General features: G+C 46.0%; 11 protein-coding genes and 2 tRNA genes. 9 read left to right on the top strand and 4 right to left on the bottom strand.

Translation table 11 applies throughout. From position 1 onward, the window contains the following. Window positions 1-59: 59 nt before the first annotated feature. From IBX48_RS08790 to mutS, 3 genes are all read right to left on the bottom strand, one after another. Window positions 60-533, bottom strand: a complete 474-nt coding sequence (locus tag IBX48_RS08790) for a hypothetical protein (protein ID WP_296833359.1) — start codon at window positions 531-533, stop codon at window positions 60-62. A 112-nt stretch (window positions 534-645) separates the two neighbouring features. Beyond that, window positions 646-1,509 (bottom strand): thioredoxin, encoded by an 864-nt coding sequence (trxA, locus tag IBX48_RS08785; protein ID WP_296833356.1) that lies wholly within the window; start codon window positions 1,507-1,509, stop codon window positions 646-648. Between the two features lie 15 nt (window positions 1,510-1,524). Continuing rightward, complete coding sequence (mutS, locus tag IBX48_RS08780) at window positions 1,525-4,143, bottom strand: DNA mismatch repair protein MutS (RefSeq protein ID WP_296833353.1); 2,619 nt, start codon at window positions 4,141-4,143, stop codon at window positions 1,525-1,527. Between the two features lie 88 nt (window positions 4,144-4,231). Between mutS and IBX48_RS08775 the strand changes: the two genes are divergently transcribed. The 7 genes from IBX48_RS08775 to IBX48_RS08745 all read left to right on the top strand — a co-directional run bounded on the left by IBX48_RS08775 (window position 4,232) and on the right by IBX48_RS08745 (window position 10,829). Further along, window positions 4,232-4,717, top strand: coding sequence for a nicotinamide-nucleotide amidohydrolase family protein (locus IBX48_RS08775; protein WP_296833351.1), 486 nt, complete (start codon window positions 4,232-4,234; stop codon window positions 4,715-4,717). Between the two features lie 251 nt (window positions 4,718-4,968). Then, a complete protein-coding gene (recA, locus tag IBX48_RS08770) occupies window positions 4,969-6,015 on the top strand; it encodes a recombinase RecA (RefSeq protein ID WP_296833348.1) in 1,047 nt (348 codons plus the stop codon). Further along, complete coding sequence (locus tag IBX48_RS08765) at window positions 5,999-6,502, top strand: regulatory protein RecX (RefSeq protein WP_296833345.1); 504 nt, start codon at window positions 5,999-6,001, stop codon at window positions 6,500-6,502. The genes recA and IBX48_RS08765 overlap by 17 nt, the downstream gene beginning before the upstream one ends. A gap of 64 nt (window positions 6,503-6,566) precedes the next feature. Continuing rightward, window positions 6,567-9,158: an alanine--tRNA ligase gene (gene alaS, locus IBX48_RS08760; RefSeq protein WP_296833341.1), complete on the top strand. Its 2,592-nt coding sequence runs from the start codon at window positions 6,567-6,569 to the stop codon at window positions 9,156-9,158. A gap of 86 nt (window positions 9,159-9,244) precedes the next feature. Beyond that, window positions 9,245-10,462, top strand: coding sequence for an aspartate kinase (locus tag IBX48_RS08755; protein WP_296833338.1), 1,218 nt, complete (start codon window positions 9,245-9,247; stop codon window positions 10,460-10,462). A 121-nt stretch (window positions 10,463-10,583) separates the two neighbouring features. Next, window positions 10,584-10,676 (top strand) — tRNA-Ser (locus IBX48_RS08750). A 76-nt stretch (window positions 10,677-10,752) separates the two neighbouring features. After that, window positions 10,753-10,829: transfer RNA gene (locus tag IBX48_RS08745), tRNA-Arg, on the top strand. 499 nt (window positions 10,830-11,328) lie between these two features. On the opposite strand, the gene IBX48_RS08740 is transcribed toward IBX48_RS08745, so the two are convergent. Further along, entirely contained in the window at window positions 11,329-11,526 is a 198-nt protein-coding gene (locus IBX48_RS08740; RefSeq protein WP_296833335.1) for a winged helix-turn-helix domain-containing protein, read from the bottom strand. Between the two features lie 281 nt (window positions 11,527-11,807). Between IBX48_RS08740 and rhuM the strand changes: the two genes are divergently transcribed. Together rhuM and IBX48_RS08730 are read left to right on the top strand one after the other, a co-directional pair. Further along, entirely contained in the window at window positions 11,808-12,788 is a 981-nt protein-coding gene (gene rhuM / locus IBX48_RS08735) for a RhuM family protein (RefSeq protein ID WP_296833332.1), read from the top strand. A gap of 128 nt (window positions 12,789-12,916) precedes the next feature. After that, on the top strand, window positions 12,917-13,507 hold a 591-nt coding region (locus tag IBX48_RS08730), incomplete at its 3' end, for a GDP-mannose 4,6-dehydratase (protein ID WP_296833329.1).

The raw sequence follows: 13,507 nt of genomic DNA, 5'->3' as shown, positions 1-13,507 counted from the left end.
AGCCTAAAGGCATAAGCTTGTTAAACGCGCTTATGCCTTTAGGCTAACTTAACGCAGGCTTAGTGGGCTGAAATCGGCGGCGGCACGACTCTAGGCATTGGTTGGTTAAGTGTTGGTGGCATTTCGCCTTCTACACGTGCATGCACTTCCATCACCATACCGCTTTGCGTTACCGCATAGAGGTCTTCATAAATATGCACCACTTTAAACACCATCGGACGAATCTGGATACCATCTTCCTTTAATGGCTTGCCTTTGCCCATGTACATGCCACAGATTGATGAGCCGACTTCAATCTTGCCTTGTGGAATTAAGTCATAATCTTTGTGGCTGAGCAAGCTAAGGGTATCTAGGCGTTCAAAAAAACGTTTCTGTTCGGCTTCATCTTGTTCGGCATAATGCACACAAAGTTGCTGTGGTTTAATTGTGCTTAAGTCTTGCGGCGCTTTAAAAGCTTCGCTTTGCGCGTGAGCGATAGACGTTAGCCCAACGCTCAGACCCAAAACACAAGTAACAAAAATAGATTTTTTCATATAAATAGCCTTAGTGGGTTATGTTGTGAGCAACTCAATCAAGGGACAATCGAGCGGCTCTTATTTCAGTTTTTTCTAATATGGTTTGAAATTGTAACAAAACAATCGTGCACTAATAAAGTAAACTTTGTAGTTTGCGGCGGTAAGCCTTAACGAGCTCGGGCGCTTGATCGGCCAACATGTCAAATAACTTAATCAGCCCTTTTTGCGCGCCGCCTTCGGCATAGTGTCGATCCACACTAAACAGCTTAAGCAAGGTTTGTATGGCTTTTTCAAATTCACGGTGCATAACAAGAATGCTCGCCAAACCGTAAAGGGAGGCGGCGTCGTTGGGATTCTCAGCTAACTTTTTTTGTAATGTATGTACATCATCGGCTGTTTGCATAATTTCTGCAAAACTCAGCATTACCGACATGGGTTTGCCTTCGGCTGAGTTTTTGGCTTCATCCGGTAGTTTATTGAATAGGTTAGTGGCTTTATCTAAATGCCCGGTCTGTAGGTACATTTGAACCAAGTCCAAGTGAACCTTATGGTTGAGTGGATCCAGTTCGGCCGCTTGTGCGAGTAACGCGAGTGCTTGATCCATTTGGCCGGCTGAAAAAGCTTGTTGTGCTTGGGCTCTTAATGCATCAGATGGGCGTTCAATCTGGGCATCCAGTAATTCGCGAAACGCCGATTCAGTTTGGCCACCAGTTAACTCGGATACAACTTGACCTTGTTTAAATAACTTAAAACTAGGAACCGAACGCACGGCGTATTGGTCGGCTAAGTCGGCGTTGTCGTCGATATTTATTTTTGCGAGCAAAAACAGGCCAGCGTACTCTTCAGCGAGTTTCTCTAAAATCGGCATCACCGATTTACAAGGACCACACCAAGGTGCCCAAAAATCCACCAATACCGGTATTTGATGTGAGTTCTCAATCACGACTTGTTGAAAGTTATCCGCATTGACATCGGCGATTAAAGCTTGGCTCATAATTTATCCTATTTGTTAGCGCAGTTTTTTGAGTTCATAAAGTAAATCGAGCGCCTGTTTTGGCGTGATTTCATCGAGTGTAATATCATCAAGTTTAGTTAATATGGGGTGCGATGCACTCGAATTAAAGAGGTCGTATTGAATTTCAGCTTCAATTTTCGGTTCGGTGATTCGAGTTTTAGAACCACCAGGCCTGGTGGTTGGCTTATCCGTGGTGTTGTGAGATGAGTGGGTAGAAGATTGGGTTTCTAAGTCCTGCAAAATTTCTTTAGCTCGTGTGATCACACTTTTCGGCACGCCCGCCAGTGAGGCGACTTGCAAGCCATAACTTTTCGACGCCGCACCTTCTTGAACTTGATGCAAAAACACAATTTTATCGTGATGCTCAATCGCATTTAAATGGATGTTAACCGTGTTTTTAAACTGCTCCGTTAGGCCGGTAAGTTCAAAATAATGCGTGGCAAACAAACAATAGCCGCGCACATTTTTCGCCATATGTTCTGCAATCGCCCAAGCCAAAGCCAAGCCATCAAAGGTAGAGGTACCGCGCCCAATTTCATCCATTAAAATTAATGAATGCTCCGTCGCGTGGTGCAGAATATGGGCGGTTTCGGTCATTTCAACCATAAAGGTCGAACGCCCACTGGTTAAATCATCCGACGCGCCGATGCGGGTGAATATGCGATCAATTAAACCAATCTGAGCCGACTCGGCCGGCACATAACAACCAATGTGTGCCAAGATCGCGATCAGTGCGGTCTGGCGCATAAAGGTGGATTTACCCCCCATATTCGGGCCGGTGATAACTTGCAGACGGCGTTGATCATCAAACACGCTATCATTCGGAATAAACGGCGTGTCGGTTAAGGCTTCCACCGTTAAATGGCGACCTTGGATAACCACCAGGCCTGGTGCTTGGGTTAATTGCGGTCGGGTTAAATTGAGTTGCTGGGCTTTTTGCGCAAAGTTGGTGATCACATCCAATTCCGCCAAAGCTTGGGCGCTGGTTTGCAGCGCTTTGAAGGAGCGGTTAATGGTGTGCAAAAGCTCATCGTAAAGCTGTTTTTCGCGTGCGAGCGCTTTATCGCCTGCGCTTAAAACCTTGTCTTCAAACGCTTTCAGTTGCGGAATAATGTAACGTTCGGCGCCTTTCAGGGTTTGACGACGCACATAATCCAGCGGCACTTGAGCGGATTGCAGTTTGCTGACTTCAATGTAATAACCATGCACGCGGTTATAGCCGACTTTCAGGGTCGAAATCCCGCTGCGTTCGCGTTCGGTTTGCTCTAAATCCATTAAGAACTGACCGGCTTCATTTTTTAAATTATTCAGCTCGTCCAGTTCCGCGTCATAACCGGGTTTAAATACACCGCCATCGCGCATTAACATCGGCGGGTTATCAACAATCGCACGATTCAGGGTGTCGGCTAAATCTGGAAATTCAGCAATGCGTTGGCTGAGTTGTTTGAGTCCGGCATCGTCAAGAGCGGCCAGCTTGTTTTGCAAGCTCGGCAGTTGATTTAAAGCACGGCCCAGTTGTAAAAGATCCCGTGGGCGCGCACTGAATAATGCCACGCGGCTTAAAATACGCTCCAAATCGCCGATCGGTTTAAATTCGGCTTTAAGGGCATCAACTTGATCCTGTTTAATTAAGGTCTCAACACTATTAAGGCGTTGGTTGATTTTGGCTTGATCACGCAGAGGCAACAGCAGCCAGCGTTTTAGCAATCGGCTTCCCATGGCGCTGCTACATTGGTCGAGCAGGCTCAGTAGGGTGTTATGCGTGCCACCGTTTAAATTGCTGTCCAGCTCAAGATTACGTCGGCTAATCGCATCTAAAATCAGTGAGTCTTGAGTGGAATAGGTATGAAAGCTCTGAACCTGTTTAAGCTGGTTTTGTAACATGGTTTGCGCATAATAAAGCAAGGCACCGGCGGCGCTCACCAGGGCGGGTTTGTCGTCACAGCCGAATGCAATCAAATCTTGAGTTTGCAACTGTTCGGTCATTTTGCGATAAGCACTTTGGCTGTCAAAATGCCAGCCGGGCAAACTCACCAGGCCTGGTTGTTCGCTTAGTAGGGTTTCAAGTTGGTGTTGATCGGCTACGATGCATTCGGCAGGTTGTAAACGTTTTAACTCATCTTCAAAACTGGCTTGTTCATCAAATTCACAACCTTCAAATCGACCACTGGCGACATCTAAATAAGCCAGCGCATAGCGATCATCTAACTGATAACAAGCGCATAACAGGTTTTCTTGATTGGCTTCGAGTAAGGCATCTTCGGTTAATGTGCCCGGTGTAAGCACTCGCACCACTTTACGCTCGACTGGGCCTTTATCTGGCACGGGGCCGACTTGCTCACAAATAGCAACCGATTCGCCCAGTTTGACCAGCTTGGCCAAATAACCTTCCGCACTGTGATGCGGAATGCCCGCCATCGGAATCGGGCTGCCAGCCGACTGGCCGCGTGCGGTGAGCGTAATATCTAATAGTCGAGCGGCTTTAACCGCATCTTCAAAAAACAATTCATAAAAATCGCCCATCCGGTAAAACACTAAACGATCCGGGTGATCGGCTTTAATCGCAAGATACTGTTGTATCATTGGGGTGTGTTGGCTAGAGGATTTGCTCATCTCGACGTTTGTCACTTTAGAATAAGAGTAAAAAAAGGTATCCTAGAGGAATCAATTAGCAAGTGCAATTGTCAGGAGTAATAAAGTAATGGAATTGAATGCATTGGTCACTCAAGTGGGAGAGGCTTTAAAGAGCCATAATATTATGGCGGTTACGGCTGAATCTTGTACGGGCGGCATGATTGCCGAAGCCCTGACATCGGTCGCCGGCAGTTCGGCCTGGTTTGATCGGGCGTATGTTACCTATAGCTACGAGTCTAAACGCGAAATGTTGGGCGTAAAAGAAACCACCATTCAACGCAGTGGCTCAGTGAGTAAAGATTGTGTAACCGAAATGGCGCTGGGTGCTTTACAGCAATCGCATGCCGAAGTCAGTGTCGCTTGCAGTGGCATTGCTGGGCCAGGCGGTGGCTCGCCCGCCAAGCCGGTAGGCACGGTTTGGTTGGCTTGGGCACGCCAAGGTCATGGTGATATTGTGACCAAAAAAATGCTATTTGAAGGTGACCGTGATGCCGTGCGTTTGCAGACCACTCAGGTGGCGTTAGAAGGCTTGTTGGAAATTCTGCAAGATTAAATGGATTTTTAACTAGGCTTGCTTCTGACGACCACGAAAAATCCCGTCTAAATTTTAGTATCACTTCTAAAATGCCGCTAATTGTGGGATAATTTTTTGTTCACAATGTTCGGTAAAAACCTTTGTTTGAACCTTCAAGCAAAGGTTTTTTGTTGTCATTAAAATAGGTTGTCGGCTTGGTTTGCACGCGTTTTACTCGGCGTACAGCCCTAAATGATTCCTAACCAATACGTTACGAAAAGGAAGTCTCAATGGACGAAAATAAACAAAAAGCGCTGGCAGCGGCACTCGGTCAAATTGAAAAACAATTTGGTAAAGGTTCAGTTATGCGCATGGGCGACTCAACCGCGTCGCGTGACATTGAGTCCATCTCAACCGGTTCGTTAGGTTTAGATATTGCGTTAGGAATAGGCGGTTTGCCAAAAGGTCGTGTAGTTGAAATTTACGGCCCGGAATCATCCGGTAAAACCACCTTAACCTTGCACGCGATTGCCGAAGCCCAAAAGAAAGGCGGCGTGGCGGCGTTTATTGATGCCGAACATGCGTTAGACCCATCTTATGCTGAGAAGCTCGGTGTAGATGTCGACAACTTATTAGTGTCACAACCCGATACCGGTGAACAAGCGCTCGAAATTGCCGACATGCTGGTGCGTTCAGGCGGCGTCGATATTGTGGTCATTGACTCGGTAGCGGCATTGACACCTAAAGCTGAAATCGAAGGCGATATGGGCGACTCACACATGGGTCTGCAAGCGCGTTTAATGTCACAAGCCTTGCGTAAATTAACCGCCAACATCAAACGCACCAATACTTTGGTGATCTTTATCAACCAAATTCGTATGAAAATTGGCGTGATGTTCGGTAGCCCTGAAACCACGACCGGTGGTAATGCCCTGAAGTTTTATGCCTCGGTGCGTTTGGATATTCGCCGCATCGGCGCGATTAAGAAGGGCGACGAAATTCTGGGTAACGAAACCCGCGTTAAAGTGGTAAAAAACAAGGTCGCGCCGCCGTTTAAACAAGTCGAATTTGATATTTTGTACGGCCAAGGTATTTCGCGTGAAGGCGAAATTGTCGATCTAGGCGTGCAAGAAAAACTAATTGATAAAGCCGGGGCTTGGTATAGCTACAATGGCGAAAAAATTGGCCAAGGCAAAGATAACGCACGCCAATTTTTGAAAGACAATCCAGAGATTTCACAAACCTTGCAAGCGCAAATAAAAGAGCGCTTAATGCCGAAGCCGGGTTCAAAGACGTCAGCGGCCGCTGAGTTTGATTTGGATGAAATCCCAGATTAATCAGGCAAGCCAAGCCAAGTTAGAATCGCCCGAGGATTTATTTAAAAAAATGCTCGGGCGAGCGCAATATTTGCTTGCGATGCGTGAGCATGGTGCGAAAGAACTCAAAACCAAATTGTGCCAAAAATTTGCCGAATATGAACAAACACCAGGCCTGGTGGATGAGGTTATTCGGCTTTGCCAGCAGAAAAACTGGCAAAGTGACGAACGTTATGTCGAATCCTATGTGCGCATGGCTACACAAAAAGGCCAGGGGCCATTAAAAATTCGCCAAGCCTTAATGCGTGCGAGTGATGACCAGGCCAGCATGGATGCGCATTTAAACTTGGGTGACGATGTGTGGTGTGAAATCGCCCAAGCGGCTCTAGAAAAAAAGTACCAGGATGCCCATAAACCTACAGAACGTAAAGAACACGCGAAACGTCTGAGGTTTTTACAAAGCCGAGGCTTTAGTGGCTCGCAATGCTACAAAGCGTTTAAAACATAACGCCTATAGATACGCCAAATTTTTGATACAAAAAACACAATTTTAACTTTTTAGGTTTGCTTATATGACCAGTGCACAACTCAGACAAGCGTTTATTGATTATTTTGCTGAAAACAATCACACGCCCGTACATTCAAGCCCCGTGATTCCGGCCGAAGACCCGACGCTGTTATTTACCAACGCCGGTATGGTGCAGTTTAAAGACACCTTTTTAGGTCATGAAAAACGCGACTATACGCGTGCGGTAAGTGTGCAGCGCTGTATTCGCGCGGGTGGTAAACATAATGATTTAGAAAACGTGGGTTACACCGCACGTCACCATACTTTCTTCGAAATGTTGGGCAACTTCAGTTTTGGCGATTACTTCAAACAGGAAGCCATCGCGTTTGCCTGGGAATTCTTAACCAAGCGTTTAGGCCTACCAGAAGAAAAACTCTGGGTCACCGTGTTCAACGAAGACGATGAAGCCGCCGATATTTGGTTAAAACAAATGGGTGTGAGTGCGGAGCGTTTTTCGCGTTGTGGCGCAAAAGACAATTTCTGGTCAATGGGTGATACTGGCCCATGCGGCCCTTGTACCGAAATTTTTTACGATCACGGGCCAGATATTCCAGGCGGTCCGCCCGGTTCACCAGATGAAGACGGTGACCGTTATATCGAAATCTGGAACCTAGTGTTTATGCAATTTGACCGTTCACAAGACGGTACCTTAACACCTTTACCCAAACCATCCGTTGATACCGGCATGGGCTTGGAGCGTTTAGCCGCGGTGTTGCAAGGCGTGCATAACAACTATGATATCGACCTGTTTAAAACCCTGGTAAAAGCCGCTTCCGAGTTAACCGGTGAGACGGATTTAACCAACAACTCCTTGCGTGTGATTGCCGATCACATTCGCTCTTGTGCCTTTACGATTGTGGATGGGGTATTGCCATCTAACGAAGGTCGGGGTTATGTGTTGCGTCGCATTATTCGTCGTGCGATTCGCCACGGTTACAAATTGGGTCAAAAACAAGCGTTTTTCCATAAATTGGTTGCGCCGCTGGTGTCTGAAATGGGCGAGGCTTATCCAGAGCTTAAAGCCAAGCAAGCCGAAGCCGAACGTGTACTTAAACTCGAAGAAGAACGTTTTGCCGAAACCTTAGAAAACGGCATGCGTTTATTGGATGAGGTGATTGAAGGTTTAAGCGATAAACAAATTCCGGGCGAAGCCGTGTTTAAACTTTACGACACCTATGGGTTCCCGCTCGACTTAACCGCTGATATTGCACGCGAACGTGGTTTGACCATTGACGAAGCTGGCTTTGAACAATCCATGCAAGCCCAGCGTGAACGGGCGCGTGCGGCCAGCAGCTTTAGCTTGCAAGGCCAAACTCGAGTCGACTTTGAAGGCAAAACCGACTTTATTGGTTACGACCAAGATTGCGCAACCGTTAAGGTGCTGGCGATTTTTAAAGACGGCCAATCAGTTGAACGCTTAGACGAAGGCCAAGCAGGCCTGGTGATTATGGATAAAACCCCGTTTTATGCCGAATCCGGTGGCCAAGTTGGCGATAGCGGCTCGTTAACCGAAGGTATGCACAGTTTTCATGTTAACGATGTCCAAAAACAAGGCAGCTTGTTTTTGCATTTAGGTCAAATGACGGCTGGCTCGCTCGAGCTTGGCCAAGCGGTTGAAGCCCGCATTGATGTAGGCGCACGTCGTGCTTCTGAACGTAATCACTCGGCCACGCATTTATTGCACGCGGCTTTACGCCAAGTGTTAGGGTCGCATGTGGCACAGAAAGGTTCATTGGTGTCGCCAGATCGTTTGCGTTTCGACTTCGCGCATTTCGAACCGATTTCGGCCGACCAATTACGTGAGGTCGAACGCCTAGTTAACCATAATATTATGATGAACTTCCCGGTCGGCACTCAGCAGATGGATATTGATTCCGCCAAACAAATGGGCGCGATGGCGTTATTTGGCGAAAAATATGGCGATGTGGTGCGAGTGGTCGATATGGGTGATTTTTCGATCGAACTTTGTGGCGGCACCCATGTTAACTCCACCGGCAACATTGGCCCGTTCCGCATTTTATCCGAAGGCGGGGTGGCCTCAGGTGTGCGCCGTATTGAAGCGATAACCGGTGAAGGTGCGTGGCAGACAATTTACGATCTAGAAAATGTGATTGCTCAGGTTGCCAACCTAACCAAAGCCGACAAAGCACACGTGGTCGATAAAGTCGGCCAACTGGTGGCGTCTCAGCGTGATTTAGAAAAACAAATGCAGCAAATGCAATCTAAGTTAGCCGCCAACCAAGGCGAAGAGATTTTGCAACAAGTTAAGTCGGTTAACGGCATTAACTTACTCGCCGCCCAAATGCAGGGCGCGGATGCGAATTTATTACGCGAAACGCTGGATAAGTTAAAAGATAAAATCGAACCAGCGGTGATTTTACTCGCCGCGGTCGATGGCGAAAAAGTCAGCCTGGTCGCAGGTGTTAGTAAATCAGTTACCGATCGTTTTAAAGCCGGTGAACTGGTTAACTTTGTCGCACAACAAGTTGGTGGTAAAGGGGGCGGGCGTCCTGATATGGCGATGGCCGGAGGCAAAGAGCCAGCCAACTTACCACAAGCTTTAGCTTCAATCGAAGCTTGGGTGGAATCAAAATAAACTCTGCCCGAATCTCTCTGCGATTCCACACCAAAGCGTCATAAGCAGGGGATTTAGGTAATATCAAGCGATAAGGGCATAACGACATGGCATTGATTGTCCAAAAATACGGCGGCACGTCGGTCGGCACGTTGGAGCGTATCCAAAGCGTAGCCAAAAAAGTGTCAAAGTTTGTTGATGAAGGTCATCAGGTCGTAGTGGTGTTATCCGCTATGTCTGGTGAGACCAACCGATTAACCGATATGGCAAAAACCTTGCAAGAGCGCCCATCCAAACGTGAGATGGACATGCTTTTGACGACCGGTGAGCAAGTAACCATTGCATTATTAAGCATGGCGTTACAACAGAGCGGTTATGACGCGATTTCCTATACGGGTTGGCAAGTGCCGATTCAAACCGACGAAGTCCACACCAAAGCGCGTATCGACAGCATTAACGCGCAAAAAATTCAAGAGCAGTTGGACTTAAACAAAGTAGTGGTGGTCGCTGGTTTCCAAGGTGTCACCGCAAATGGCGATATTTCGACCCTGGGGCGGGGTGGTTCGGATACCACAGCGGTCGCGTTAGCGGCGGCGCTAAAAGCCGAAGAGTGCCAAATTTACACCGATGTTGACGGCGTATACACCACCGACCCACGCATGGTTCCCGAGGCGCGTCGGCTAGACACCATTACCTTCGATGAGATGTTGGAAATGGCGAGCCTAGGTGCCAAGGTATTGCAAATTCGTTCAGTCGAATTTGCCAGCAAATACAAAGTACCGTTACGCGTATTGTCTTCGCTAAAAGAAGGCGGTGGAACCCTAATTACATCTGAGGATGATCAAATGGAAAAACCTTTAATTTCAGGTATTGCGTTTAACCGCGATGAGTCAAAACTGCAAGTATTAGGTGTGCCGGATAAACCCGGTGTAGCTTATGCGATTCTGGGGCCGATTGCAGATGCCAATATCGAAATCGATATGATTATCCAGAACCAAGGCCAAGACGGCACCACCGACTTTACCTTTACCGTGCATCGTAATGACCGCGCTCACGCGCTAGAAATTCTAAACGCGGTATCAGGCGAAGTCGGCGCGCGCGAAGTCGTATATGACGACACGATTGCGAAAGTGTCTTTAGTGGGTGTTGGTATGCGTTCACACGTCGGCATTGCCAGCCGCATGTTTAAAGTTTTGGGCGATAAAAATATCAATATCCAAATGATCGCGACCACCGAAATCAAGATTTCAGTGGTGATTAACGAAAGCCAATTAGAAACCGCGGTTAAGACTTTGCACGAAAAGTTTGAGCTAGATCAGGCTTAATAAATCGGGCCAAAAACCCAAACCGATCTGAAACCGAAAATTAAGCCAAATCTTTGGTTAAATCTTTCGGTTTTGGCTTTACAAGGCTCGGGTTTCCTTGTAATATACGCGGCTTGAATTGGGTGAAGTGGCCGAGAGGCTGAAGGCGCTCCCCTGCTAAGGGAGTATAGGGTTTGTAGCTCTATCGAGGGTTCGAATCCCTCCTTCACCGCCATTCAATTAAGTGTTAAAAAAGCGTGATATAAAGGTTGACAGTTTAGGCTGATAAACTATAATACGCACCAAGTTAAGCGCCTGTAGCTCAGCTGGATAGAGTACTCGGCTACGAACCGAGCGGTCAGGAGTTCGAATCTCTTCAGGCGCACCATATAATAGAAAACCCCATCAATTCGTTAGAGTTGATGGGGTTTTTTTATGGCGCTAGCTTTTTAAGGCGATAGCTTTTTATTACTTGAAACAGAGTTATCCTAACTTTTTAAGGTTTTCATGAAAAGCTTGGGTCAGCGTTTTAAAGTCCTCAGATATCCTTGGGTGCGCCATGACTTTCTGCCAAAAATCTATCGCCGCTTTAATCGCGGTGTGTTTAGCAATGTTTTTGCAACAACAGGCCATTCCGTGCCATTACCAACGAACTCAACATCTAAGCTTTTAAGAGAGACCACGCCTTTTCGGCGACAGCGTTTGATCTTGTTGCATAATCTTTTTAGCCTGATAGTACCCAAAAAGCCAGCAGGCAGAGCATCATACAAAAAGCAGGGTAAGCAGCATAAGATCTATGTTGGCCAGAATCTAGCACTAAAACACGTCGGTCTGAGGGTTGGTTGTATAACCTGCCAAGCTTGATAGTTTGGCCATCCTCATCAAGTTCATACAACGGACCAGGCCTGGTTGGGTGTAATGGCGGCAAACACACTTGAGCGCGCATTTCCTAGCTTTACAACCGGCAAGTCCTGCAAGTTTCGGCTTACAGTAGTTTGACTAATCCCTGTAACGCGTGCGATTTCTCGGGAGCTTATATTTTCAAAACGCAAAGCTTGAAGAATTAACTGTTGATTGTTGTTCATGCTATCCACCTTTAAAATGAATCAATAAGTGAATCATTTATTACGGTACAGGGTTTAGTTTAATAAAATTAAGTCTAAATTAAATTATTGATTAAAAACAAAGACATAGCATGTATTGTCGGTTATATTATTAACCAATAATACAGAACATTTTTTAAGTTTTGAATCATAAGTTCAAAAAAAGGGCATCCGCATTTTATGATTGATTTCGTGATTGATTAAATTGAGCTGCACTGTATTATAAAAACCATATTTTATGATTGGTAAATGAGTTTTAGATAATGAGCAATGTTGAAATTTTTACAACACAGAATGACGAAGTTTGCCTTGAGGTCACTCTTGAAAAAGAGACTGTTTGGCTCTCTCAGGCTCAGATGGTAAATCTTTTTGGTCGAGAACGTTCTGTTATCACAAAACACATTAACAATGTTTTTAAGGATGGTGAGTTAGAAGAAATAAGCAATGTGCAAAATTTGCACATTGCAAAATCTGATAAGCCTGTTAAGTTTTTTAGTCTCGATGTAATTATTTCTGTTGGCTACCGAGTTAAATCTCAACGCGGCGTTCAGTTCCGAAAATGGGCTACAAACGTGTTGAAACAATATCTTATTGAAGGCTATGCGCTAAATGAAAAACGTCTTCAAGAGCGAAATGTTGAGTTTGAACAAGCAATTTCATTACTATCATCAACACTGAATAATCAGTCCTTAGTGAACCAAGAAGGCGAATCAGTTCTATACGTCGTAAGTGAATATGCACGAAGCTGGTCTATACTCCAAGGTTATGACGAGCAAAGTCTTGTTGACAACAAGACCTCCCAGCAGGATATGTTACCAATTTGTTTTTCTGATGCGCTTGATGCCATTCAAACTCTAAAAAATCAGTTGATTTCAAAAGGTGAGGCGACTGAGCTTTTTGGGAAAATGCGTGGTAATGGGCTTTCTTCTGCTTTAGAGCAAATCGAACAAGGGTTTGGCGACGAATTGTTTTACCCTAATGTTGCCAGTCGTGCCGCACACCTTCTTTACTTTGTTATCAAAAACCATCCCTTAGTCGATGGTAATAAAAGAAGTGGTTCATTCCTATTTCTTTGGTACTTGAGATTAAACCAAGTTTTTCTAGCAAAACCAGTTGGGCAATTAATTAATGACAATACGCTGGTTGCACTTGCTTTGCTTGTTGCAGAAAGCAGGCCTGAACAAAAAGAATTGATGATTCGATTGATTGAGCATTTTTTACCTTTAAAAAATAGTCAGGCGTAGAAAGCTGATGACTAGATTTTCAACTAAAAACCTTGATACCCCAGAGATTAATAAACTTAACCGCTTACACGTCTGGCTGATGGTTATGGGGTGTTTTAAAAGTTGGTTTAATAAGTCGAGTTTGGTTCATGTTGCATAAAAATAATACAAAAGACGCGTCACTGAATGTTCTAGTAACCGGTGGGGCAGGGTTTATTGGTTCGGCGCTGGTGCGACACCTAATTAATCACAGCTGCCATCACGTTATTAACCTCGATAAGCTGACTTACGCCGCCAATTTAAAATCGGTCGAAGCCGTGAGTGATCATCCACGTTATAGTTTTGAACAAGTCGATATTTGCGATGCCGCAGAGCTAAAGCGTGTGTTTAACCAATATCAGCCGGACTGGGTGTTTCACCTAGCGGCAGAATCGCATGTGGATCGCTCCATTGAATCGCCCGCCGCGTTTATCCAAACCAATATTGTCGGCACCTTCACACTACTAGAGCAAGCCCGAGCTTATCTAGCCGAGCACCCGCAAAAACAAACCACATTTCGCTTAGTCCACGTCTCCACCGACGAAGTCTACGGCGACCTCGCGCACCCGGATGATTTGAATACCCCAACAAGCTTGACGGACGGCAATAATAATACCTCCTCTCCCTTGACGGACGGCAATAATACCCCCTCTCCCTTGATGGGAGAGGGCTGGGGTGAGGGTGGTAAACCAGCAAAATTT

The sequence above is a fragment of the Thiomicrospira sp. genome, assembly GCF_014859555.1.
GTDB lineage: Bacteria > Pseudomonadota > Gammaproteobacteria > Thiomicrospirales > Thiomicrospiraceae > Thiomicrospira.
Note: the sequence above shows the minus strand (reverse complement) of the source record. Positions and strands in the feature narration are given on the sequence as shown.

Bases quoted from the DNA above. Each gene is read 5' to 3' on its own strand.
- IBX48_RS08790 (WP_296833359.1), bottom strand. From the start codon at position 533: ATGAAAAAATCTATTTTTGTTACTTGTGTTTTGGGTCTGAGCGTTGGG.
- trxA (WP_296833356.1), bottom strand. From the start codon at position 1,509: ATGAGCCAAGCTTTAATCGCCGATGTCAATGCGGATAACTTTCAACAA.
- mutS (WP_296833353.1), bottom strand. From the start codon at position 4,143: ATGAGCAAATCCTCTAGCCAACACACCCCAATGATACAACAGTATCTT.
- IBX48_RS08775 (WP_296833351.1), top strand. From the start codon at position 4,232: ATGGAATTGAATGCATTGGTCACTCAAGTGGGAGAGGCTTTAAAGAGC.
- recA (WP_296833348.1), top strand. From the start codon at position 4,969: ATGGACGAAAATAAACAAAAAGCGCTGGCAGCGGCACTCGGTCAAATT.
- IBX48_RS08765 (WP_296833345.1), top strand. From the start codon at position 5,999: ATGAAATCCCAGATTAATCAGGCAAGCCAAGCCAAGTTAGAATCGCCC.
- alaS (WP_296833341.1), top strand. From the start codon at position 6,567: ATGACCAGTGCACAACTCAGACAAGCGTTTATTGATTATTTTGCTGAA.
- IBX48_RS08755 (WP_296833338.1), top strand. From the start codon at position 9,245: ATGGCATTGATTGTCCAAAAATACGGCGGCACGTCGGTCGGCACGTTG.
- IBX48_RS08740 (WP_296833335.1), bottom strand. From the start codon at position 11,526: ATGAACAACAATCAACAGTTAATTCTTCAAGCTTTGCGTTTTGAAAAT.
- rhuM (WP_296833332.1), top strand. From the start codon at position 11,808: ATGAGCAATGTTGAAATTTTTACAACACAGAATGACGAAGTTTGCCTT.